We start from the raw sequence: 22535 nt of genomic DNA, 5'->3' as shown, positions 1-22535 counted from the left end.
ACCATCTTGCCGGTGCAAAGCCGGCAGGGTGGTGTACTTCAGGCGAATCAGGCTGAGCGAAGATGATTCGCGAAACGCGGCCTCTTCGCTCTCTTCACCGTGTATGTCATGGATTCATTCTCCGGGCTGACCGGGACCATGAGCGTTAGCTAGACAAAACCCGAATCAGGGTAAAATGCTCTCGGACAGCAGATCGCTGCTGAAGACGGCCGGTCTGGGACGGAAAAGGCGGCGGACGAAGAGCATGCCGCTGAATTCATCGAACTGGGGGCTGTAGTCGGCTGACAGGGTTCCGCCGAGCTGCCAGTATGAGCTGAGGCGCATTATGCCCTCCAGGCGCAGTGAGCCGCCCAACCCCTGTTTGCGCGAATCGGCGTAGGTTCCATTGATGCCTGGGTCCAGCAAGCCTGCTGAGAGTCCATTTTGTGGCAGGCCGAGTGGATACCAGGGACTTTCGGCTTCATTCTGCATGCGCCAGCCGGCGCGAGCGGAGCCGCGTACCAACCAGTGCGCGGCCTCGCGGGTCTGAAAATCGAGCGCCAGCATCACGCCGAGGTCGAGGTCGGGGCTGTAGTAGCCGCCGTGGCCCCAGGTGAAGTGGTTGAGGTTGCGCTCGAAGTGCCGGTATTCCAGGGCCGGCCCCAGGGTCAGATAGGCGAAGTCGGGGTGATTCAGGTTGCGCGCGAGTGACAGGCCGGCCTCAATGCCAAAATTGTCTTCCACGTCGGTGCCGCGATACGCGTGCGCCCGCAGCAGACCGCTCAGGGTCCAATCGGGATTGAGCAACATCCAGCCGTCGAGTGAGACACCGGTGCGCGACACCCGCCCCCAGGCATCGCCGGTGACAGGATCCACCATGCCGGTGTAGGACAGCAGGGATTCGCGCAGCGGGAGATGCTCGAAGGTGGCCGTCCAGGCGAAGTTTGACTGGCGCCGCTCGACGCCGAGCAGACCCTGCCAGCCCGCCGGTAGTGCCCCTTCGGTCGGTGTCTGGCCGATGGCGGCAACCAGTTGCCAGTTCCCAAGTTGCAGGCGCTGATCGTTCAGGCTCAGCATCCAGCTCAGGCCGCCCTCGACCTGGTTGTCGCGGCGAGCGGCTTGCCACTCTGAAAACTGGCCCAAGGATTGTTGCCGCGCGCGGCGCGATGGCCAGGAGCCGAGCAAGGCGTCGGCATCTGGCCTGCCGGCATCCAGCGAAATGCGCTCGACAGCCAAGGACAGGCCGACTTCACCCAGCCAGCCGCTGGCCAGCAGCAGTGGCTCGGTGCGCTCATCCAGGCGGCTCAGGCCCGGATCGCCGCTGCGGCTGCGCCAGCCGAGTCCGAGCGCCAGTGCCGGGCTGTCGATGTTCTCAAGGGCCGGATTCAGGCTCGGGTCGAGCCGGTAGGCGCGCAGGAACTGGCTCTGGTCAAAGCGGGTTTGGGCCTGTTCACGTCGCCACAGATCCCGCAGTGGGCCAGGGGCTTGTGCCAGCGCGCGCAGCTCGCCTCGGTCGCCAAGTTTCTCGAGGCTCTGTAGCAGACCCTCGGCACTTGGCTTGTCCGGCTCGGCTTGGTAGAGCGCCTGGAAGGTGTCGGTCGCTTGCCGATAGTCGCCGAGCTTGAAGTCGTTCCAGCCGGTGAGCATCTCGGTGTCGCGATCTGCGGGCGAGAGCCCCTGGGCCGCGCTCAACAGGCGTCCAGCCGCTTGATAATCGCCTTGCTGATGCTCTCGCACCGCCAGCGCGCGCAGGGCGCCAGCGGCCGACTTGCGCAGCGCGGGCCAGCGTTGCGTGCTGGTCTCAGCCTGGGCCAGGAGCGGATCGGGCTCGCCGAGGGCGGAGAGCGCCAGCAGTTCGCCTTTGGCCGCCTCGCTGCTCGCGCGCCAGCGCAAGGCTTGTTGGAAGGCGGCCAGCGCCTGCTGTGGCTGATCCAGTGCGAGCCGCGCCCAGCCAACCTGGGCCATGGCCGAGGCATCGCGTCGCGCTTGCATCGTCTTGAGCCAGGGCTTCAGGGTGTTGAGTGCCGCTCCGGGCTGGCCGCGGCTTTGCTGGCGACCGGCGCGGGTCAGTGCCTCGGCGTAAGGATCGGGCCTTGCCGGCGCGGCGGGCTCGCCAGCTACGGCTGGGGCGGAGGGTTTCGCCTGCTCGGCCAGGTGATGGTCCAGCCAGAATAGCAACTCGGTCGGGGGCTGCCAGTTCGGGTCTTCATTGCGCAGCCGGGCGATGTCGCGCTGCAATTCGTCGTAGCGCCCCGCATTTAACAGTGCCCAGAGTGCTGGCTCGGCGCGGCGGCCGGCGGAGTAGATGGGTTGGTCCGCCCGTACTGCCCCGGCTGGCAGTTCCGGCAGGTCCTGCCCCGGTTGTGGGGTGTAGCGCACCTCGGTGTCCGGGGCATTGCGCACTTCCACGCTCGACCTCTGTTCGCGAACTTGTACGTCCGCTGTCTCGCTTGATAATTCGACGGTCTGTGCATCGGTCGAGACTTCGACACCTGGGTCGGGGCGGACCACATCCGTCGCACCCTGCTGCGGACTGGCTTGTTGTCCGGTCGAATCTTTCTGATCGGTCTGGGCATTCGCACTCTGGCCGCAGCCGAGAAGGCCAGTCCAAAGAATCAGGGCGAGCAAAACCGCCCGCTCAGACAGGAGCGCACGGGCGGGATCACTGCCCATCGCCGAAAGTTCCGAGACAGGGGCTTTGGCCATCTTTGCCCGAGTGCCGGCACCAGCCCTCGCCGGCCATGGCAGTGAACAGGCGCAAAGAGGCCGAGTAGTAGTCGAGCCCGGAATCCTTGTCATCTGGCAAGGCGGACAGGCGCAGAAGCGCGACGCCATGATTCTCATCGCCATTGGTGGCAACAAAGCGCGTCAGTCCAGCAATGGAGGCAATGCCTAGGGGGGCCGCGTTGCTGCTGATGGCGTCGGTTTTGAGATCCACCCAGTCCGGCTGCCAGGCCCAGCCCTGCTGCCCCTGCCAGTAAGCGCCAATGCGCGCGATGGGCTCGCCAGCCTGCCCGTGCCAGATCCAATACAGCGGCACCCGCACAGCGTCATAGCTGAAGCGCGGCGGGAACTGATCCGGCAGGCTGAAGCCATTCGCTTCGGACCAGGCCACCCAGTCTGGTGGCAGTTGCCAGCGCCCGAAGCGCAGCTTGCCGATCAGGTCGGCGCCGGATTCAATCAGCGCAGCCCATTCCTTGGCCTTCGGTTGCAGTTGGGCTAGCTCGTCAAAGGCCGGAAAAACCCAATAGGACAGATTGAGCGTCAGGGTCTCATCGTGCTCAAACCCCTCGGTGCCCGGCAGCAGCAGTGCGCCGGCTTTGGTCTGACGGACCAGCTTGGCGCGAATGTCATCGGCGATCTTGCCCGCGGCGCTGAGATATTCCGGCTTGTCCCAGCAGCGTCCGGCCAGCGCCAGGGACCAGGCGATGAAGAGATCCCCATCGGTGGCATTGTTTTTGTCGTCGACGTGGGGGTCAGCATCCGGGCGCCAGCGCCAAGCGGCGAGATGATCGCCGCGCACATAGAGATTCTTCTGCGTCCATTGCCAGATGCGCGCGAAATCCTCGCGCTGGTTGTAATGGAAGGCAAGTCGCATACCGAAGCCCTGCCCCTCGGAATGCGAGATGCCACCATTGCCGGTGTCGCGCACCCGCCCGTCCTTGTCCAGTACCAGGGCGGCATAGCGCTGCCAGTTGGCTGGGTCGGCGGCGGTTGGACAGTCTGCTGATGGCTCGGTCGCGGCGCGCACCGGCTGGGTCAACACCAGTATCGGCACCACTATCAGCGCCAGCATCGATCGCCAAGCGCGAGGCACCAAAGCCCCGGCGGGACGAGCATGTGCATCAGCATGGAGTCCATCATTAACGCCAGTTTGGGTGCGAGGAATGCGGTGGAAGCGACGAAAGACATCAAGCATCTTCAGGTACCTGCGGATGACGGCGGCGGCGGAAACGCCCGGTAACCACGAACAGCAGTGAGGCGAGCAACACCGCCAGCAACAATGTCACACTGATGAGCGCGGCAGGATAGGCGCTGAGCAGATAATTCAGCCAGGTGCCGGTATTGACTTCGCCAACGGTGAAGGTGCGCCGCGGCGACTGGCTGAACAGGCTTTGCTCGGTCTGCTCCCAAAGCACCATTCCACCTTTGAGGTTGTACCAGAAGTCCGGTTGCACCAGGCGTGCGGTGCGCTCTTGCAGGAGCTCTGGGGTGCGCGCGGTCAGCATCAGCACGGCGCGCCCGGGTGCGTTGGGCGACTCGAAACTGAAGAGTGCGCCGCGCTCGCCAAGCAGGTCGCCTGAGGGCCGGGTGGAACTTTCGGGTTCCGTCAGTCCGAATCGGGCATCAAAGCGGCCCAATCGGCCCTTGGGCGGATCGAACCAGCTCTCGATGCCAGCGAGCCCACGCTCGGCCCATTGTTTATCCGGTTTAGCGGGCATGACTGCCTCCAGCACCGGATAGTCGATCCGGACTTGACCATCACGGCAACTGATGGGCCCGGCGGCGCAGAGCTTGGATTTCAGCACCGGCACGGCCCCGATCATCAGCAGATCGCGGTCCTCGTTGGGCTGTTGCTCGTCGATATTGGAACCAATGCTGGCCCGAAACAGCGGCACTCCGGTGATCTGCGCCATGCGGCCAAGCAGGGTCCAGGCGGCGGAGGCGGTGGCGGGAGTGGCATCACCCAACTCCACGGCAAGATCGCTGCCGGTGGGATCACGCAACCAGGGGTAGCCTGCACGCGCGAGCAATTCCAGGTCTGGCAGGGTGGCGAGGCGCTGCACCGGCGGCAGTTGCAGGCTGGATTCGGCGTCAATCGTCAGCAGCAGGTTCTCGCCCTGGCGCAGATCACATTCACCGGTGTAGGAAGGCACCAGCATCGGCGAAAGATCGAGCTGATTGCTTCCCGGCCGCAGCAGACTAAGCGGGAAGCGGACCTCATAACCGCGTTCGACGCTGCCGGCTGGCTGATCGAGCGGAATGGCACGCACGAAAATGCCGTTCAAGCTCAGATTTAGCACCGAGTCGCCGCGCAGGCGCGCGCCATAGGAGAAATTCAGCGTCACCACGCCTTCGAGCGGTCGGCCCGGGAAGAAGCCCGCCGGCACCCAGAAATTGAGCCCGAGCGAGGTCGGCAAGTCAGCCAGCACATCGCCGCCCTCGCCGGAGAAGAGTGTTGCCGGCAACAAGGGGCTGGTCAGCGTGGTGGTCGACGCACCCAGGTCGGCAAAGCTGGCGACGGCGCCGTCGATCAGCGCGTGCGGGCCGGTGTTGTCGGGAATGTCTGGCAGCTCCAGTGTTTTGATCAGGGCTGATGGCATAGCCGGCAGTGGCTCGCGCATCACACCCAGGGCGGTGGCCGCGCGTGTGACCTCCGCTTCATCTCGGCCTGAAACCACCAGGGCCACCCAGGGTTCTGCGGCTTTGCCCGCCGTGCCGGCAAGGTCCTGGCTGCTACGGATACCCAGATAGGCATCGGTGACGGTGTCGGCCCAGTCCGCTCCCAGCGCACCTTTTAGCTGGTCGCGGGTTCCAACCAGCACGATGTCGCCATAGTGCGCGTTGACCTGCTTGGCAAAGGGGTGCAGCGGTTCGAGCCGAGACTCGAGCGGATTGAAGAGCAGGCCAATCGCCGCTGCTTGTGCCACCAGCGCGCCCAGCGCAGCTGATCGGCATCGGCCTTGCCGTCCGTGAGCGGCATCAGGATGCGCAAACGGCCTTGTCCCCAGCGATGGCGTTTGACAAAGTTATTGATGCCGGAGAGTTTAAGAGTCGGAAACAGACGCTGATACTCAAGCGTCAGAGTCGAAGCCTTGGCATCAATCTGCGTCCAAAGCTCGGGTGCCCTCGGGTCCTCGCAACTCGGCCGATTGGTGTGCTGCGCGACCGAGAACTCGAGATAATTGGAACCGACCTCAAGCAGATCGCGCGGCAAAGGAATGCGTGCCTCACCTTCGGGGCGTTCCGGGTCGAGCGCGAATTGCCCGATGATCAGGCCATTCAGCGCCACGCGTAATTGCGAGCGGTCGCGCACCAGGCTGCCGGAGTTGCGGTATTTGAGCCTGAGCGTGAAGGCCTGGACATCCCAGGCTGCCGGCAGCGGCAGGGTGACACTCGCCCGAGCCTGAGCACCCTGCAGCATGATGCTGGTCTTTCCGTACAGGAAGCTGGCCAGGTCCTGCTCCGCGCGCAGGGGTGCTGCGCCATTGGCCGACTGCGTGGCCGATTGGCCCATTGCCTGGCCTGTTGGCGGACTTGTTGACGGGTTAGGCGACTGGTCGGTTACTTGATCAGTTGGCTGATCGGCTGGCTGATCGGCTGGCGGATTTGCCGGTTGCACGGCGGCGGGCGCGGCGGCATCCGCTGCTTGCGGCGCGGCATCCTGGGCGATCACCATCGGCGACAGCGCGATAGCGGTCATCAGCAGGAGCGCCGATCCCGGCAACCCTCGAGAGGGACCAAAACAGAGTCCATGGTGCACGATCATTTTCCTCATCAAACGAAAAGTTATTCCGACTGGGCAAGGGACAGGGCGGCGGTGACTGGAGGTTGCGAGGGCGGCGGCTTGTGAGCGTCGGGAGACGCTGCGGAGCCTGAGCGGAGATGCTGCTCGGACTGTCCCGGGGCATATCGTTCGCCATGCCGGTGATTTTGCCACCGATCTTGCCATTGGCGCGCCAGGTTGCGTCCCAAAAATCGCAGATGCGCGAGGCCATATTGCACCACCAGCTGCAACATGATGCGGCTCGCGGGAAGAATGCCGACACGCTGGTCGCGCGCCTGCAAGATGGTGCGCCAGCGCTCGCTGTCGCCAAAGACCAGGCGCACAATGGTCGCCTTCTCCGCAGTGCTCAAGGCGCCGTCCTTGCCGACGAACAAGCAGCCAAGCCGCAGATCGTCGCCGAAGCGCTGACGGTCGCGGATATCCACATGCACCTCGACGAAATCGGCCGCCGCGCGTTGCACCAGCACGCGCACCCGCGAAAGCTCCGCGATGCGCTCGCCCACTTGGGCATCGACCACCAGCCCAATTCCGGTGGCCGAAAGGTCCCCGGTGCGGCAAGGCAGCCAGTCGTCGCCGCATTTGATGTGCGCTTCAGCGTCGATGTCGAAGCGCGGCGCCGCGCGGCGCTGCTGGCGCTCGAGCAGGGCGCCCAGAGCACCGATTAGCAATAGCAGATTCAGGGAATTCCAGAACAGGGTGACCAGGTCGGTCACCAGGCTGCCGGGCACCAGCGCCACCCGGATCAAACCGGCCAGCATGCCGGCGAGCGACAGCCCGATCAGCCAGTAGATGGGACGCGCCAGCGGGGAGATGAAGTCCTGACCTGACACCTCGCCCTTGGCGGTGACGGCAAAGTGCGGCGCGCGCGGCTGGCGCAGGACGGTGATCAGGGGCTTGATGAGAAAAAAGCTCAGCGCCGTTTCGTAGAATTCCGAGACAAAGCTCCAGCGCGCGTTGCCATAGAGGTAGTCGATAACGATCAGCACCCCGATCAGGTGCGGGATCATATAGGCCAGCAGCTCGGTAAAATTCGCGTTGAAAATGCCGAGCCCGAAGAACAGGTAGGCCAGGGGTGCGAAAAGGAATATCAGTCGGGCGAAGGGAAACCACCAGAACATCATGCTATTGAGGTAGCCAAGCTGCTGCCACCAATGCACCCGCCCGCCTGATCGCAGCGGATTTTTGAGTAAAAACAACTGCATCATGCCCTGCGCCCAGCGCGCGCGCTGGGACACCAGAGAGCTGAAGGTCTCGGGCTGCAAGCCGGCGATCATCGGCCGCCAGATGTAGGCGCTGTCGTAGCCGCGACGATGCAGCTCCAGCGCGGTTTCGGCATCCTCAGTGATGGTCTCGCCCGCCAGACCGCCGACCTCATCCAGACAGCTGCGCCGCAGCACAGCGGCTGAGCCACAAAAGAAGGATGCATTCCAGAAGTCGAGCCCGCGCTGGATGTTGGTATAGAACATCTCCTGCTCGCTTGGCATGCGCTGAAAGGTCGCGAGGTTTTTCTCGATCGGGTCCGGACTGAGAAAGAAATGCGGCGTCTGCACCAGAAACAGCTTGGGATTGCGCAGAAACCAGCCGACGGTGTTGCGCAAAAAGTCCCGCGTTGGCACATGGTCGGCATCCAGAATCAGCACGAGCTCGCCATGCACCTTGGGCAGCGCATCGTTGAGATTGCCGGCCTTGGCCGAATGATTGCGCTCGCGCGTCAAATACTGCACACCGAGCTGCTCGCACAGCGCATTCAGCTCTTGGTGGCGTGCCTCGGCCGCCTGGCGGCGCTCCGGGTCCGCCTGGCTGCGCTTTTCGATTGTGCCGCCGTCATCGAGCAGATAGACCTTGAGCTTGTCGGCCGGGTAGTCGATGTCGCGCGCGCCAAGCAGGGTGGTCTCGAGCAACTCGGTGCTCTCGTTGTAGCTGGGGATGAGCACATCCACGCTCGGCCACTGAGACCTATCCGCCGGCAGTGGCGCCACCGGGCGGGTGATCGGACGCAAAGAGACGAACATGCCCAAAATCAAAATGACGAAAGCGAAGACTTCCCCGGCATAGAGCAGCAGCCCGAGGGCAAAATCCACCACACCCTCAGTTGGCAGGGTATAGAAGGCGCGCCACAGCAAATAGCGGGTGCTGACGAAGAGCCCCAGCGTCAGCAGCACAAAACGCAGTATCAGCCCAATATTGCTCGCATAAAGGTGGCGCAGCGCCACCGGGCGCAACACAATCATTGTCAGCACCAGGGCGGCCGCCAGCAGTAGCTGCTCCCAGATCGACTGTGGCATGGCGGCTAGAGACATCAGCCCTAGGGCCGCGAGCACCAACAAAGCAGCACTGGTGCTGCCTATCACAGTCGGGTGGGCGTCATTCATCGGTTGGTTGGCAGGATAAGGGCTGATGCTTGCAATTGCTGGTTTCTGGTTGACAAAATCCCTCAAAACCTTGGGTGCCGGCAGCAAGCCGGTCTAACACCGGCACCCAAGACAACTATCTGCAGCGATAAACGCCTACCGCACAACGTCGCACCGTGCGCCGCGCCACCCCGGCAACACTCAATGGTGTGAGTGGGCGCCCGATGATGGCTTCGGCCGTCGGGATCAGGCTCTGAACACCAGGGACTGAAAGCCGTTCGCCAATTTCAGACCCACCAATAGCGGCAATGGCCACAACCAGCATGATGCCAAATCGTTTCAATGCCTTCATTGTGCTTCTCCTGTCTGGAAGTTTTTAGGTAATTCATCCGCACCCTCAAGATTCTTTAGATCCACTTTTTTGGCATCGGCGGGGGGCATAAAGGTGAAATCAGTGGCTGCAACCTCGTCACCAGCTTTCCAGTCCTTGATCTGGATGCTGTACTGAGGGGCACCGTCGATTAACTTGGATGTGACCACATAACGGCAAGGGTAGGGTTGCTCTCCTTGAGCGATCCAGATCTGCCAGTCAACCTCCTCTGTGCGAAAAGCCAGGTAATCGCATTCAACGCCACCAATCACGCCGCTACCAAGATCTTTGACGTCGACGACATCGTGCATCAGGGTTTCGTAAGGGTCCGTCAACAATAAGTCTGCACCTGGGAGTGGCCGGTCGCGCTTGCGCAACTCATCGACCAAATTTTCAACCGTGCCAGGTACTTCCTCCTGTGCATAGAGGTTGAGGTTTTTGCTCAGTAGGGTGAGTGTCTTGCCGTCAAAGACCATCTCGACATCCGCAAATCCGCTGGACCTTGTGGCGATGATTTTGTCTGGCCGATTGAGTGTGACGGCGCCCGAGCTTGCAAGCGCGAGGACCTGTTCATCCGTGGTGACGACCTCGAGCATGGCGTCGTAGTCGAATGAAATGGCCTGCTGCGCCACTAGATAGTCGGACATGGCTTTGAGTAAGCGCTTGGCGTCTGTCTCATCGGCGCTTGCCTGCATGGATGTCCCCAGCAGAACCATGCACGAAAGGGTGGCAGCAGTCAGGCCGCGCGCATAAAGGTTTACGAGCATGCGTGATGTTCTCATCATAAAGCGCCTCTTTGAATGGAGATATACTGTGGGTTAATTTTCATTGCCAATTTCCTGGTGCTAGAAAGTTAGAAAGGTTGTGAGGCTGTCGCCGGCTCGACCCTCACTATTCTAGTCTAGTGAATACCCAAGGGAACCAGTATGTCCATTAGTCACGATACTTAGGCTACGTACGTAGTATGGTTGCGTGAAGCATCGACAGGAGTATAACCGCACTGGCGCAGCCGCACCCGCGCAGACTGATGACAGTTTCCGTTGCGCCCTGTCAGATACCCGCGACGGCTGGCGTAGTAGACTGGTGTCGGTCAGCGCAAGGGCGCTGGCTCAAAAAGGCCGGCAAACACCGGCATTACCCACCGGAAACCAAAAACAACCCACAGGGGGAGGTCATGCGACTGCATATCCGGCTCGAAACACTCTGCTGCATCATTGCCCTGGCACGGGAGTTCCAGGCAAAAGAGGAGGTGGTGATACCAGATACGCCCGCAGCCCCCACAGAAGACTGGGCGCTGCAAATCCTGGCTGATCACAGCGAGGACTACAGCTTAAACCAACTGCGCCAGAGCATCGGCGACATGGGCGAGCGCCAGCGCGCCGAGCTGGTGGCATTAATGTGGGTCGGACGGGGCGACTACAGCATTGACGAATGGGAAGAATGCGTCGATGAAGCCCTGGGCGATTTCAGTATTCGCGCCTGCGAGTATCTCCTGGCCCACCCGATGATCTCCGACCACCTCGAAGAAGGCCTGATCGCGCACGGGCTGTCCTGCGAGGAGTAATCCGCCTCACACAACTCCGGGCCCGAACCGAGCCAGCACCAATGAAAGCCATCATCCATACCGACTCCCAGATCATGGGTGGCACTCCAGTGTTCGCCGGAACCCGAGTGCCCGTCGCCACCTTGATCGACTACCTGGAAGCCGGAGACTCGATCGAGGATTTTCTAGACGGTTTTCCGACTGTCCAGCGCGAGCAAGTTATCGCACTCCTTGAGCGGGTCCGGCAACAGATCGATGAGCAACTCCTCGCCGCCGCTTAGGATTTTGCTCGACGAATGCATTGACCGCCGCTTGGCCCGGTCACTCCCGCACCATAACCTAACAACTGTCCCCCAGATGGGGTGGTCAGGATTACAAGACGGTGCCTTGCTTGCGGCAGCGCAGACGCAATTTGATGCTTTCATCACCGTCGACCGCAATCTGGCATTCCAGCAACGCCTATCAAATTTCCAGATTGCCGTGCTTGTGCTGCATGCCAAGACGAATCGGCTGCAAGACCTTCAGGCACTGATACCCGCCATTACCCAAGCGCTCATCACTCCGGCTCAAGGTGTTGCGACCATCATTGGCGCAAACTGAACCAAGCCTGCAAGCTTGCCGGGGCGTGCATGCCGGGCGGGTCGGGATATACTTCACGCACTCGGCTCCAGGCCGCTGACGGCTACAAAGACCCCTGCCAACCTTTCCGCCTTTTGCTTGAACCTGTACTTTCCCGTGCTACAGCTGCGCCGCCTCAGATTCCACTGCCAGAGCCTTGATGCCCTGCGTTTGCCCTATTTTAGCGGCTCAGCCTGGCGCGGTCTGCTCGGCCACAGCTTGCGCAGAAGTGTCTGCGTGACCCGTGCGCCTCATTGCGACGGCTGTCTGCTGCGCGGTCAGTGTGTCTACTCGCGCTTTTTCGAAACACCTCCGCTCTCGCCTGAGATGTCCCTGCGATACAACGCGCTGCCGCACCCATTCGTGCTCGAGCCACCGCCCGCCGGTGCGCGCGACCATGCGCCCGGAGATCCGCTCTCACTGGGTATAACCCTCATCGGCCCCAGGCAGGATATTCCCGCCTATCTGATCCACGCCATGCAGCGGGCTGGAGAGCGCGGACTGGGCAGGACCGACGGACGTTTTCAGTTGCTCGAGGTTACTCAAGAACGTACGCCTGGCAGCGGCGACTGGCAATGCATTTTCAACGCGGCTAACGGGCAGCTAATACCGCTTGAAACCAGCCCACCGCCAGCACCGCCACCCCGGCCTGAGCCGCTCGAGTTTGAACTGCTTACCCCCTTGCGCATCAAGCGGGGTGGCCAATACGTCAGCCAACACCAGCTGGACAGCCGCGCGTTGCTCGGCTCATTGATCGCACGGATCGCGCTGCTGCAAGAACTTTACCCGGACCCAAGCGAAGGGACCAAGCTATCCCTGCCCGACATGGACCATCTCAAACAAGCCGTCGATCAGGTCAGAATCGAACACCATGAGCTGGAATGGGTGGACTGGACGCGCTGGTCCTCGCGCCAGGCGACACACATGCAGCTCGGCGGCCTGCTTGGCAGCCTGCGCCTAACTGGGCAGGGACTCGATCAGCTATGGCCGCTGATTGTGCTTGGCCAGTGGGTGCATCTCGGCAAGCAGAGTAGCTTTGGGCTTGGGTGTTATCGGGTGAAAACTGCATCGGTCAGCGAGGAGACCGGCTGATCCCCAACAGTTGCCAGGTCGCCTTAGCCAATCAGGCGCCAAACCGCGCAGCACAAAGGAGAAGCGCAATGCGACAAGCGGCGGTGACTCAAGCGATTGACATCTCCTTGACGGGAGTCGGTGAGGCAAGGCACCAAGCGCATCCGCGCCGCGTCCTCCTCGCCGTCGCCGGACTTTCTCCGCAAATCCTCACCGAAACGCTCTTCGCCCTGGCCGTCGCGGCCGACCCGCCCTGGATACCGACTGAAATCCGCCTGATTACCACCAGTGAGGGCGCTGAGCGCGCTCGCCTCAGTCTCCTCTCGGCCGATCCTGGCTGGTTTTCTCGATTGCTCAAGGACTATCGCCTGCCACCCGTGCCCTTTAGCGTAGATGACATTGTTGTCATCACCGACGCGGAGGGTCATCCGCTGCCCGACATTCGCGATCTCGACGACAACGCTCGCGTCGCCGACCAGATCACCGAGACCGTCCGCGACATCACCGCAGACCCAAATAGCGCATTGCATGTTTCCCTGGCTGGCGGGCGCAAGACTATGGGCTACTACGCCGGCTATGCGCTCTCGCTGTTCGGCCGCGCCCAGGACCGGCTCAGCCATGTGCTGGTGTCCGAGCCCTTCGAGCAAAGCTGGGCCTTCTTTTATCCCACCCCCTATCCGCGCGTGATCGAGACCCGCGACGGCAAGCTGGCTGATACCCAGAGCGCGCGCGTCACCCTAGCCGAGGTGCCTTTCGTACGCCTGCGCGATGGCGTGGTACCGGGGCGCCTGCTGAGCGGCCAGGCCAGCTTCGGCGAGACCATCGCCGCCGCCCAGCGCGCGCTCCAACCAGCCGAGTTGGTCATCGACCTTGCCGCGCGTTGCATCCGGGCCGCCGGCGAGATCATCAATCTCCCCCCGGCGCCGCTCGCCTTCCTCGCCCTGATGGCCCGACGCCGACAAAAAGGACTCCACCCCGCGCGCTGGAACACCGAGGGCATCGCCGAGCAATACCTGAGCGAATACCGCCGCATCGTCGGCCGCGATAGCGCCGAACTGGATCGCGTGGAAAAGTCTCTCGCACAGGGCATGACAAAGGACGACTTCGATCAGCGCAAGGCGCGCACCAATCGCGAGCTGACCCGCGCTCTCGGCGATCAGCTCGCCGAGCCTTATCTCATCCATTCCGATGGCGCGAGGCCGCATACCCGTTATCGGCTTGCTCTGGAACCCGCGGCGATTCACTTCCCCAGCCTGGCGCGCGAAGGCGAGGGATGATTGCCAAGCCGGTAAGGGCATCTGATTTGAGATGGGCATTCGCCCCATGATCCTCGTCTTGCGCCAAGGCCCCGAAACACGGCCCGCAAGCTTGCCGAGGATGACAAACGTCAGTGTTGTGATGCACACTGCTTCCATCGCCAACCGCCACTTGCGCCATCGACAGGATCGCACCCGATGAAACGGCTTGACTATCACATTACCTTTCACACCCCTGCTTTTCTCGGCAACGCCGAGCAAGACGGGCAGTGGCGCACCCCGCCGTTCAAGGCGCTGCTGCGGCAGTGGTGGCGGATCAGCTATGCCTGCCAAGAAGGGGGACAACCCGACATCAACCAGATGCGCCGCGACGAGGGGCTGCTGTTCGGTGTCGCGGCCGATGGCAAGGATGGCTCGCGCAAGAGCCAGGTGCGGCTGCGACTGGATCGCTGGGACATGGGCAAGCAGCGCGAGTGGCCCGGGCTTGAGAAGGTTAAGCACGATGATGTGCCATTTGCGATCGATGGCGGTCTCTACTTAGGTTACGGACCGATCACCCTACCGAAAGGTTCGAAGCAACCGGCTTTGAAGAAGAGTGCAGTCATTCAGGCTGGCGAACAGGCGGTCTTCTCCATCGCCTGCCCCGATGACGCCGCACCGCTGATTGAAACCGCCCTGGGGCTGATCGACCGCTTTGGCACCATCGGCGGCCGCAGCCGCAATGGTTGGGGCTCATTTGACTTGACACCGACCTCTGCCACTATCTTCAACCATGTCGATAGACTGCCTCTTGAGTTGATGCGGGACTGGGGCCAAGCACTGGCGCTGGATTGGCCCCATGCGATCGGAGCTGACGATTATGGACCGCTGCAATGGCAAAGCAGGCAAATCCACAAAGACTGGCGGAGCGCGATGGTGGAATTCGCGCGGCTGAAAATCGGTCTGCGAACCCAGTTCAAGTTCACGGCTGGAAAATTTGCCAAGCATCCTGAAGGCCGCCATTGGCTGAGCTATCCAGTCACCAATCACAACGTCCAGGCTTGGGGCAAGGATGCCCGCCTGCCCAACAGCCTGCGCTTCAAGGTGCGTCCGGACGTCAATGGCCAACTGCGCGCGATGATCGTGCATGTGCCCTGCCGACCGCCGGATGAGCCTTTCCACCCGCGCGTTCGGGAGCTGATCGCCGTCTGGTCACAGGTTCACGCCTTTCTGGACCAACATCCCGACTTGCAACGCCTTCCGGCTTGAGGACAGCCCCCATGGATGACACCAACACAAGACTCTGGCAAGCCAAGCTCCACGCCCGCTTGCATGATCCAGCCGAAAAGGCGCTGGTGCTGTTGCGCGATCCAGCCGGGCATGAAGGCGGCACCTCCAAGGCGCTGCAACGCTTGCTCGGACTGACCGGCAACGACAGCGACTCGATCCCCTCCGACCGGGACGGACTGCATGGTGCGCTGTTCAAGGATGGCATCCCCAAGGATCTTTATGCTCTGATTCGCCGCGCTGACCAATGGTCCGCCGCCGCCGACCGCCCGCAATGGCCGATGCAGGCACTTCAAGTCAAGACCCGCTCGGGCGAGGAGAAAACCCTCAAGGTCGCCGACTGGGCGCAGGTGCGGTGGAGCAAGCAGCCAGTTCTGATCCACCCGCTGACCGGCGCCGAGTATGATCTCGGGCGTCACGGCAGTCTGGCCGATACCGATTTTCACGACATCAAGGCGCGCAGTCTTGCCCACTTCAACCGGCTGAGGCTCACCAGTGGTGCCGGCCCGGATGCCCCGACCGACTGGCAACGCACTCTGCTCGCCTACTGGCGTTTTGGCCCCGAGTTACTCGAAGAGAAAGACTTCGGCAAGCTGGGCGCGCTGTGGAATCTGCTGCCCGCCGATACCAGGGTGCCGGATCACAGCATCTGGGATCATCTCGACCTGGCCTCCGCCTTCACCGGCGCCTTCGCGGCCGACCCCGAAGGCGAGGCGGCGCTGCTGGCCTTGTCCATCGGCCCGGTGCAACCCTTCATCGCCGCCGCGCGCACAACGTCTGATCTCTGGGCTGGCTCGCATCTGCTGGCACGCCTGGCTTGGGAGGCCATGCGCCCGGTGTGCGAGGCGCTGGGGCCGGATGCCATCCTTTTCCCGCGGCTGCGCGGGGTGCCGCAGGTCGACCTTTGGCTGCGGGACAACTGCGGTCTGCCAGGTGACTGGTTCAAAGACTGCGAATGGGCGCGCGGCGGCACCGACAGCAATCCGCTGTTCTCTGCCGCGCTGCCCAATCGCTTCGTCGCTCTGGTGCCGCGTGCTCAGGCTCGGGCGCTGGCCGAACAGGTTGAACAGCGGGTGCGCGCTTGGCTAGCGGATCTTGGCGAGCAAGTGCTGGCAAAGCTTTTGGATGTTGACAATATCGCGCCCGACCCGAACTTCTACTGCTATCGCCAAATGGCCGAGCAGCTCCAGGGCTTCCCGGAAGTCCACTGGGCCGCCGTGCCCTTCGGGCTGATCCGGGAAACCCAGGTCGATGGCCAGCGCGCGCTCGACACCGCCGAGCTGTCCGCCGCCATGGCGCCCTTCCTCGGCGCCGAGCCCGGGCAGGACGCCGGCTTCCTCGCCACGCCGGCCTGGCAGGTGCTGCAACGCGAGACCCGCTGGCAGGATGGGACGACCTTCTTCTCGCCCAATCCCGGTGTGCTCTACCCGGCGGTCTATGATCTCGCCGAGCGTGTGCTGGCCGCTGCCAAGACCACCCGCTCCTTCGCGCAAAGCGAGCAGCGCGGCTGGCGATGCTCCCTGACCGGCGAGACCGAGTGGCTGACCACCGACCCGGATCAGCTCGCGACCTCCTATCGCCAGCGCGAGGATACCCTCTGGGCCAAGGTGGCCAAGCACCGCCGTGCCTGGGCCAAATCCGGCGAGCATCTCGGCGCCCTGCCGGCAATCAAGCGGCTGTGGCCGACGCTCTTTGCCGCGGAAATGGAACAGGCCCTGGGTGCCGACATAAAGCGCTTCGTCGTCTCCACCCACGCCATGACCCTGGTGCACGGGCTCAATCGCTGGCTGGAGAGCAACGGTGGCCTGTCGCAAGCTTGCCGCGAGGCCATGGCAATTTATCGCGCCCCAAGTGTCGCGCTGCCGCAAGGCTTGCTGCGCCGCCATGGGCAAGTGGGCGGTGAACGCCTGCGTGAAGCCAAGCAGCTCGCCGGGCTGCTGGAGGTCGCGCGCGAGCTGGAGGATGCCGAAGAAGCCAATCGGCTTGAACGCCTGGTGCGCCAGAGCCTGAACGAGAACATGAGCGCCGAGAGCGACGAAGACGCCCCAATCGAGGCTTATTACGCTCTGCTACTGATGGACGGTGATCGCATGGGCGCCTGGCTCGCCGGCGGCGAGGACTATGCCATCAGCTATCGAGACAGCTTTCATCCCCAGGTGCGCGCGGGCTTCGACGCCAAGGCCAAGAACGAGCCACGGTTGCAAGCCTATGCCAAGCAAGCCCGCGCCCTGTCGCCCAACCGCCATCTCGCCATCTCCGGCGCGCTGAATGACTTCGCCCTCACCCTGGTGCGCCATGTCGTGGAGCGGGAATTCCTCGGTCGCGTCATCTACGCCGGCGGCGACGATGTGCTGGCCATGCTGCCGGTCAGCGATCTGCTGCCAGCCATGGCGCGGTTGCGCGACGCCTACTCCGGGCGCGGCGCGGACTCCGCCGACACGGACCCTCGCGCGCTGCGCCTTGGCAATGGCTTCGCCTGGCTGGGTTCCGGATCGGGTGGCCGCCTGCTGCGCCTGATGGGCGAGCGCGCCACCGCCAGTTGCGGCGCCGTGATCGCCCATCACCAGGCGCCGCTTGGCATGGTGCTGCGGGAGCTGCGTCAGGCCGAGTCGGCCGCCAAGAACGCCGGCGGGCGCGATGCCTTCAGCGTCACGCTCATCAAGCGCTCCGGCGGCATCCGCCGCTTCAGCGCCAAATGGGGCGAGCCCATGGCCGTGTTGACTGCGCTGCAAGCTTTCCTCGCCGAGCCCGATGTGTCACGCCGCGCGGTCTACAACAGTCTTGAGTGGCTGAAGGATCTGCCTGACCCTGACGGCGATCCGCGCATGCTCGCGGAACTGCTTGGTTACCAACTCGCGCGCCAGACCGAGCGCCGCTCCACTGTTGATCATCGCGACTTGCCTGGCCTCGCTCGCCGACTTGCGACCCTGGCAACGGCGCAGCGGGAACCCCTGCGCTGGTTGGAAAACTGCCTGGCGGTCGCGGAGTTTCTCGTCCGCGACTGTCGCGTCAAGATCGCCAGCACCCGTGCTCCCGGCCTGCCGCGAGAGTTGCCGGCCAAAGCCGGTGCACTAGGAGAACCCGCATGACCGCCTATCGCTTCCTGCAACCGCTCGATGTGCTCTTTTTGCGCGGCAACAAGCTGTTTGGCCAGCCCGGCAGCTTCGGTGAAAGCCTGATCCCGCCGCCGCCGTCGGCGGCAGCCGGCGCGCTGCGCTCGCTGATGCTGGCGGCCGACGGCGTGGCATTGGCCGAGTTCGCCAGCGGCCAAGTCACCCATACAAGCATCGGCACGCCCACCACGCCCGGCAGCTTTCGGCTCACCGAGTGTTGCCTCGCCCGCCGCGCGGCGTCTGGCGCCGTCGAGCGGCTGATCGAGCCGCCGGCCGATCTGTTCATCGCCCGCGACGGCGAAGGCGACGACGGCGGCGACGACGACAAGCTAAGCCTGTCGCTGCTTCACCCCCAGCCGTTGCCCGCCGGTCTCATGGCGTCGAGCTCGCTGCCACGCCTGCCCATCCTTGGTGAGTCCGAGCGGCGCAAGCCCGGCGGCGGGCTCTGGCTGACTGAAGCCGGCTTTGTGGACTACCTTGCCGGTCGCGTCCCAGCGCCGACGGAACTGATCCCGGTCGGCAAGCTCTGGCAGCTCGACCCGCGCATCAGCGTTGGACTCGACACCGAGCAGCGTCGCGCCGATGACGGCAAGCTGTTCAGCGCCCAGGCGGTTGCCTTCCAGCCCGAGATTGGCTTCCTCGTCGGCATCGCCGGCGCCGAGCCGCCCGCGACCGGCCTGGTGCGCCTCGGCGGCGATGGGCGCGGTGCCGCCCTGTCCAGCATCGACGCCGCTCCACCGGTAACTCACCTGCGCGTTATCGCCAAAGCCCACCGCTGCCGTCTGGTTCTGACCAGCCCCGGCATCTTCCCCGATGGCTGGCGCCTGCCCGGCACCGACAGCGATGGCCGCTTCGCGCTGCATGGCGTGCGTGCTCGCCTGGTCAGCGCCGCCGTGCCGCGCGCCCAGACCGTCTCCGGCTGGGATCTGGCCAACTGGGAGCCGAAAACCGCCCAGCGCGCCGCGCCTGCCGGCAGTGTCTATTGGCTCGACGAGCTGGAAGCCACACCCGCGGCACTCGGCAAGCTTGCCGCCGAGGGGCTTTGGTCGGAACCCTGCGACCATCCCCAACGCCGCGCCGAGGGGTTTAATCGTTTCAGCTTTGCCCTGTGGCCCTAGCGCCGATTTCCAGCCGGTATCCAAACGTAATAATTGCCAGGAGAGACCCAATGCGCGCCGAACGCCTCAGAGCCTATGTCGAAGATGACCATTCCCTCACCCTGCAACTGCCACCCGAGGTGCCAAGCGGGGATGTGGATGTGCTTGTGCTTTATTCCGAGTTACCCGGGGTCATCACCGAGCCAGAAACACCGAGCAAACCCAAGACCCTTGAGGAATTCGACGCCTGGCTTGCCCAGCAGCCGGCGATCGACCGCAGCCCCGATGAAATTGTGCGAGAAATTGCCGAGGAGCGGGCCTCATGGGATTGAATTCAATAGCCCCGCGACCTCGGGTGTATTTCGATGCCTGCATTGAAATTCATTACGTCGAACGCAACCCAGCCCGTTATCAAAATCTCCGCGCGCGGATGTTCCCCACGGAAGGCGCAAGACCCCAGATTGCGTTCTCGGAATTGGTGCGCCTCGAATGCCGTGTCGGGCCATTGCGCCGCCAGGACCCGGCATTGCTTGCCCGCTTTGATGATTTTTTTGCTCTCGCCAATGCGGTCAAAGTCGAAATCGACAGGCGCGTTTTTGAACTGGCGACCGATCTGCGCGCCACCCATCGGTTGAAAACCCCCGATGCCCTGCACCTGGCTGCCGCCATCACTGGCAGCTGCGACGACTTTTGGACTACTGACGACCGCCTGCAGCGCGCAGCCGAAAACCACCTGGACATCACCATTTTTTGAACCCGATAGCCTTGGACCCCGCTCATGTTCGAACAACACGCCGCCGTATTCCTCTACGCCGTCAGTCCGGTGCATCTTGGCGCCGGCAATACCCTCGGCATCATCGACAACCCCATCCAGCGCGAGAAGCACACCGGGCACCCGAGCTTCGCCGGCTCCGGCATCAAAGGTGCGGTGCGCCATGGCTTCACCGCCCTGGGCGGCGCGGCCGATGAGATCGATCGGCTGTTCGGCCCGCCGTCGGGCAGCAGCCAGCTACATGCCGGCGCGGTCAGCTTCGGCGACGCGCAACTGGTCGCGTTGCCGGTGCGCTGCCTCAAGAATGGCTATGTCTATGCCAGCTGCCCGCAGGCACTCGGGCGCGCGCAACGGTTGTTGCGACTGCTCGGCATCGCCGCCGATTGGCGCATTCCAAGTGTCGAGGAGGGCCATTGCCTGCTATCCAATCCCAAGCTGCGCTCCGGCGACGCCCTGCATCTGGAGGCCTTCGAGTACCAGGCGCCCGTCTCGCCCGACGACCTGCCGGCCATCGCCGCCGACCTCGCCGGCAAGGCGCTACCAGAAGGCGCCGAGCACAATTTCTTCCGCGACAAGCTGAAGCAGGATCTGGTGTTGCTGTCCGATACCGACTTCAGCTACTTCGCCGAGCATGCCATGCTGGTCGAGCCCCATGTGCGCATCAACGAGACCACCGGCACCGCCGACGATGGCGGCCTGTTCTACACCGAGAACCTGCCGCCCGAGTCCCTGCTAATCGCCCCGCTGATGGCCAGCCAAACCCGCACCGGCAAGGAGGCCGACAAGCTTGGCGCCGGCGAGGTGCTGCTGCGCGTCAAGAACCTGCTCAACAACCGCGTGCTGCAAGTCGGCGGCGACGCCACCACCGGCCGCGGTCTGGTCGCCACCCGGGTTCTGGGAGGTTGAAGCCATGCAGACACTCGAACAAGCACGCGCCGCCCACGCCTGGAGCAAGGCCCAGCGTTGTAACGACGAATACGTCAAGCTCGCCAAGGGCTTGCCGGCGCTGATCATGAATAGTGGGCTGATGCAGGTCTTCGCGTTCCTGGAAGAAAAGGGCGCCAAACCCAGTCAGCACCATTGCCGCGACCTCAGCAATCATCTGCGCGACTGGCTTCGGCGCCGCTTCGCCGGAACCTTCACCAGCGACGATTTCCCGACCTTCATGACCGCGCTGATGGACGCCGACCCACGCACCTTCCAGGCCATCACAGCCGAGGCCTTCGCCTGGCTGCGCTGGATGCGCCAGATGGCTGCCGCTTCGCGGGCAGGGGGGCACTGATCATGGCTATTGCCGCTGTACCTGCTTATCTTGGCAACGACTTTGCCGGCGCGTCGCCTGGACTCAGATTCAGCTATTTGCTGAAATCTTGGGATCAACAATTCAAGCTGATCAAAGACAAAAAGGAGGCTTGGAAGGAGGCGACCCGCCTTACGCCACAGGACCGCCATCTAATGAACGCCCTGGTCGCTCGCCAAACCGCCCTCGCCAACCCCTTGCAGCAAGCCGGCCAGCTGCTGCGCGTCGACGCCAAAGCTATCGCTCCCTTCACCACCGGCCTTGGCAACGAACATCCACTCGAAAACGGTTTCGCCTTTCTCAACCCCTATGGCCTGCCCTACCTGTCCGGCAGCGGCGTGAAAGGTGTGCTGCGCCAGGCCGCCCGCGAACTGGCGAGCGGCGAGTGGGGCGACACCCAGGGTTGGGACCTCGCCGAGCGCTACAGCCTGACCTTGGCTGACAGAAGTCGCATCTCGCTCAGCCTGCTCGATGTCCTCTTCGGCAAACAAAGCCAGGATCACGAGACCGAGCATGTCCGCGGAGCGCTCTCCTTCTGGGATGTCTATCCGCAACTGCCGGGTCAGAGCCTAACGGTCGAGGTGATGACCGCCCATCAGTCACACTATCTGCAAGCCCGTTCTCAGGACCCGACTAGCCCTCACGAATCCGGCCAGCCCAACCCCATCAACTTCCTGACCGTCCCGCCCGGCGCTGACTTTCATTTCCACATCCAGTGCGATCAGCCGTTCCTCGCTCGCATCGCCTTGGAGCTGGCCGCGCCCCAAGCGTGGCAACCCCTGCTCAATGCCGCGCTGGAGCATGTCTTTGAATGGCTCGGCTTCGGCGCCAAGACCGCCGTCGGCTATGGCGCCATGAAGCGCGACCGCAGCGCCGAACTGGCCCGGCAACAGGCCGAACAAGACGCCGCGGAGCAGCGCGCGCGAGAAGAAGCCGAGCGCCAGCGCGAACAGGAACAAGCCGCCCGCGTCGAGGCTGAGCGCAAAGCCTTCGAGGCCCTGCCCGAGAGCGAAAAGGCCCTGAGACAATTCAATCAAGGCCTGTCCAGCCTTGGCGAGCCGCCGCTCACCAAGGACGTCTATGCCAACTTCTCCGGGATGATCAACACGCTGGCCGAGCTAGCCCAGCAATGGCCAGAAGCCGACAAGCGCCAAGAGGCAGTTGATGCCATGACCGCCGCACTCGAGCGCTTGGGGTGGCACGGTCCTGGACTAAGGCCGCCACAACGCGAGAAGCAGCGAGTCAAACGCGAGAAGCTTCTGCGCACCGTGGTTGACGGCTGTATTTGAGC

General features: G+C 63.4%; 20 protein-coding genes. 13 read left to right on the top strand and 7 right to left on the bottom strand.

Annotation, left to right across the window (positions count from 1 at the left end; all coding sequences use genetic code 11):
- Window positions 1-165 precede the first annotated feature (165 nt).
- From Thiofri_RS21090 to Thiofri_RS21060, 7 genes are all read right to left on the bottom strand, one after another.
- Entirely contained in the window at window positions 166-2685 is a 2520-nt protein-coding gene (locus Thiofri_RS21090) for a cellulose synthase subunit BcsC-related outer membrane protein (RefSeq protein ID WP_323705713.1), read from the bottom strand.
- The gene (locus tag Thiofri_RS21085) at window positions 2642-3775 is read right to left on the bottom strand and encodes a glycosyl hydrolase family 8 (RefSeq protein ID WP_009148117.1); all 1134 of its coding nucleotides are present in this window, start codon (window positions 3773-3775) and stop codon (window positions 2642-2644) included. Before Thiofri_RS21085 ends, Thiofri_RS21090 begins: the two co-directional genes overlap by 44 nt.
- Window positions 3776-3890: 115 nt before the next feature.
- Window positions 3891-5525, bottom strand: a complete 1635-nt coding sequence (locus Thiofri_RS21080; RefSeq protein ID WP_323706239.1) for a cellulose biosynthesis cyclic di-GMP-binding regulatory protein BcsB — start codon at window positions 5523-5525, stop codon at window positions 3891-3893.
- A complete protein-coding gene (locus Thiofri_RS21075) occupies window positions 5498-6403 on the bottom strand; it encodes a cellulose biosynthesis cyclic di-GMP-binding regulatory protein BcsB (protein ID WP_323705712.1) in 906 nt (301 codons plus the stop codon). The genes Thiofri_RS21080 and Thiofri_RS21075 overlap by 28 nt, the downstream gene beginning before the upstream one ends.
- An 86-nt stretch (window positions 6404-6489) precedes the next feature.
- On the bottom strand, window positions 6490-8859 hold the full coding sequence (gene bcsA / locus Thiofri_RS21070) for a UDP-forming cellulose synthase catalytic subunit (RefSeq protein ID WP_009148114.1): 2370 nt from the start codon (window positions 8857-8859) through the stop codon (window positions 6490-6492).
- Between the two features lie 115 nt (window positions 8860-8974).
- Window positions 8975-9190: a hypothetical protein gene (locus tag Thiofri_RS21065; RefSeq protein WP_009148113.1), complete on the bottom strand. Its 216-nt coding sequence runs from the start codon at window positions 9188-9190 to the stop codon at window positions 8975-8977.
- Entirely contained in the window at window positions 9187-9903 is a 717-nt protein-coding gene (locus Thiofri_RS21060; RefSeq protein WP_223296715.1) for a DUF2092 domain-containing protein, read from the bottom strand. The genes Thiofri_RS21065 and Thiofri_RS21060 overlap by 4 nt, the downstream gene beginning before the upstream one ends.
- A gap of 479 nt (window positions 9904-10382) precedes the next feature.
- Between Thiofri_RS21060 and Thiofri_RS21055 the strand changes: the two genes are divergently transcribed.
- The 13 genes from Thiofri_RS21055 to cmr6 all read left to right on the top strand — a co-directional run bounded on the left by Thiofri_RS21055 (window position 10383) and on the right by cmr6 (window position 22533).
- Window positions 10383-10772 carry a DUF3775 domain-containing protein gene (locus Thiofri_RS21055; RefSeq protein ID WP_009148111.1) on the top strand — a complete coding sequence of 130 codons (390 nt, stop codon included), beginning with the start codon at window positions 10383-10385 and terminating at the stop codon, window positions 10770-10772.
- A 41-nt stretch (window positions 10773-10813) separates the two neighbouring features.
- Complete coding sequence (locus tag Thiofri_RS21050) at window positions 10814-11032, top strand: DUF433 domain-containing protein (protein ID WP_009148110.1); 219 nt, start codon at window positions 10814-10816, stop codon at window positions 11030-11032.
- A complete protein-coding gene (locus tag Thiofri_RS21045; protein ID WP_040855648.1) occupies window positions 11007-11351 on the top strand; it encodes a DUF5615 family PIN-like protein in 345 nt (114 codons plus the stop codon). Before Thiofri_RS21050 ends, Thiofri_RS21045 begins: the two co-directional genes overlap by 26 nt.
- Before the next feature lie 255 nt (window positions 11352-11606).
- Window positions 11607-12461, top strand: coding sequence for a CRISPR system precrRNA processing endoribonuclease RAMP protein Cas6 (gene cas6, locus Thiofri_RS21040; protein WP_143741857.1), 855 nt, complete (start codon window positions 11607-11609; stop codon window positions 12459-12461).
- A 68-nt stretch (window positions 12462-12529) separates the two neighbouring features.
- On the top strand, window positions 12530-13717 hold the full coding sequence (gene csm6, locus Thiofri_RS21035; RefSeq protein ID WP_009148107.1) for a CRISPR-associated ring nuclease Csm6: 1188 nt from the start codon (window positions 12530-12532) through the stop codon (window positions 13715-13717).
- A 177-nt stretch (window positions 13718-13894) separates the two neighbouring features.
- On the top strand, window positions 13895-14944 hold the full coding sequence (locus Thiofri_RS21030) for an RAMP superfamily CRISPR-associated protein (RefSeq protein WP_009148106.1): 1050 nt from the start codon (window positions 13895-13897) through the stop codon (window positions 14942-14944).
- An 11-nt stretch (window positions 14945-14955) separates the two neighbouring features.
- Window positions 14956-18051: a type III-B CRISPR-associated protein Cas10/Cmr2 gene (gene cas10 / locus Thiofri_RS21025; RefSeq protein ID WP_009148105.1), complete on the top strand. Its 3096-nt coding sequence runs from the start codon at window positions 14956-14958 to the stop codon at window positions 18049-18051.
- Window positions 18048-19193: a type III-B CRISPR module-associated Cmr3 family protein gene (locus Thiofri_RS21020; protein WP_009148104.1), complete on the top strand. Its 1146-nt coding sequence runs from the start codon at window positions 18048-18050 to the stop codon at window positions 19191-19193. The genes cas10 and Thiofri_RS21020 overlap by 4 nt, the downstream gene beginning before the upstream one ends.
- 50 nt (window positions 19194-19243) lie before the next feature.
- The gene (locus tag Thiofri_RS21015; RefSeq protein ID WP_009148103.1) at window positions 19244-19504 is read left to right on the top strand and encodes a hypothetical protein; all 261 of its coding nucleotides are present in this window, start codon (window positions 19244-19246) and stop codon (window positions 19502-19504) included.
- A complete protein-coding gene (locus Thiofri_RS24890) occupies window positions 19495-19926 on the top strand; it encodes a type II toxin-antitoxin system VapC family toxin (RefSeq protein WP_009148102.1) in 432 nt (143 codons plus the stop codon). The genes Thiofri_RS21015 and Thiofri_RS24890 overlap by 10 nt, the downstream gene beginning before the upstream one ends.
- Window positions 19927-19950: 24 nt before the next feature.
- A complete protein-coding gene (cmr4, locus tag Thiofri_RS21005; protein ID WP_009148101.1) occupies window positions 19951-20850 on the top strand; it encodes a type III-B CRISPR module RAMP protein Cmr4 in 900 nt (299 codons plus the stop codon).
- Window positions 20851-20854: 4 nt separating this feature from the next.
- Complete coding sequence (cmr5, locus tag Thiofri_RS21000; RefSeq protein WP_009148100.1) at window positions 20855-21226, top strand: type III-B CRISPR module-associated protein Cmr5; 372 nt, start codon at window positions 20855-20857, stop codon at window positions 21224-21226.
- Window positions 21227-21228: 2 nt separating this feature from the next.
- Window positions 21229-22533 carry a type III-B CRISPR module RAMP protein Cmr6 gene (cmr6, locus tag Thiofri_RS20995; RefSeq protein WP_009148099.1) on the top strand — a complete coding sequence of 435 codons (1305 nt, stop codon included), beginning with the start codon at window positions 21229-21231 and terminating at the stop codon, window positions 22531-22533.
- The last annotated feature ends 2 nt before the right edge of the window (window positions 22534-22535 follow it).

Source organism: Thiorhodovibrio frisius (assembly GCF_033954835.1).
GTDB lineage: Bacteria > Pseudomonadota > Gammaproteobacteria > Chromatiales > Chromatiaceae > Thiorhodovibrio > Thiorhodovibrio frisius.
This window is presented reverse-complemented; position numbering and strand designations above follow the sequence as displayed.

Coding starts and splice junctions, on each gene's coding strand:
- Thiofri_RS21090 (WP_323705713.1), bottom strand. CDS start 2,685: ATGGCCAAAGCCCCTGTCTCGGAACTTTCGGCGATGGGCAGTGATCCC.
- Thiofri_RS21085 (WP_009148117.1), bottom strand. CDS start 3,775: ATGCTGGCGCTGATAGTGGTGCCGATACTGGTGTTGACCCAGCCGGTG.
- Thiofri_RS21075 (WP_323705712.1), bottom strand. CDS start 6,403: ATGACCGCTATCGCGCTGTCGCCGATGGTGATCGCCCAGGATGCCGCG.
- bcsA (WP_009148114.1), bottom strand. CDS start 8,859: ATGAATGACGCCCACCCGACTGTGATAGGCAGCACCAGTGCTGCTTTG.
- Thiofri_RS21065 (WP_009148113.1), bottom strand. CDS start 9,190: ATGAAGGCATTGAAACGATTTGGCATCATGCTGGTTGTGGCCATTGCC.
- Thiofri_RS21060 (WP_223296715.1), bottom strand. CDS start 9,903: ATGCAGGCAAGCGCCGATGAGACAGACGCCAAGCGCTTACTCAAAGCC.
- Thiofri_RS21055 (WP_009148111.1), top strand. CDS start 10,383: ATGCGACTGCATATCCGGCTCGAAACACTCTGCTGCATCATTGCCCTG.
- Thiofri_RS21050 (WP_009148110.1), top strand. CDS start 10,814: ATGAAAGCCATCATCCATACCGACTCCCAGATCATGGGTGGCACTCCA.
- Thiofri_RS21045 (WP_040855648.1), top strand. CDS start 11,007: ATGAGCAACTCCTCGCCGCCGCTTAGGATTTTGCTCGACGAATGCATT.
- csm6 (WP_009148107.1), top strand. CDS start 12,530: ATGCGACAAGCGGCGGTGACTCAAGCGATTGACATCTCCTTGACGGGA.
- Thiofri_RS21030 (WP_009148106.1), top strand. CDS start 13,895: ATGAAACGGCTTGACTATCACATTACCTTTCACACCCCTGCTTTTCTC.
- cas10 (WP_009148105.1), top strand. CDS start 14,956: ATGGATGACACCAACACAAGACTCTGGCAAGCCAAGCTCCACGCCCGC.
- Thiofri_RS21020 (WP_009148104.1), top strand. CDS start 18,048: ATGACCGCCTATCGCTTCCTGCAACCGCTCGATGTGCTCTTTTTGCGC.
- Thiofri_RS21015 (WP_009148103.1), top strand. CDS start 19,244: ATGCGCGCCGAACGCCTCAGAGCCTATGTCGAAGATGACCATTCCCTC.
- Thiofri_RS24890 (WP_009148102.1), top strand. CDS start 19,495: ATGGGATTGAATTCAATAGCCCCGCGACCTCGGGTGTATTTCGATGCC.
- cmr4 (WP_009148101.1), top strand. CDS start 19,951: ATGTTCGAACAACACGCCGCCGTATTCCTCTACGCCGTCAGTCCGGTG.
- cmr5 (WP_009148100.1), top strand. CDS start 20,855: ATGCAGACACTCGAACAAGCACGCGCCGCCCACGCCTGGAGCAAGGCC.
- cmr6 (WP_009148099.1), top strand. CDS start 21,229: ATGGCTATTGCCGCTGTACCTGCTTATCTTGGCAACGACTTTGCCGGC.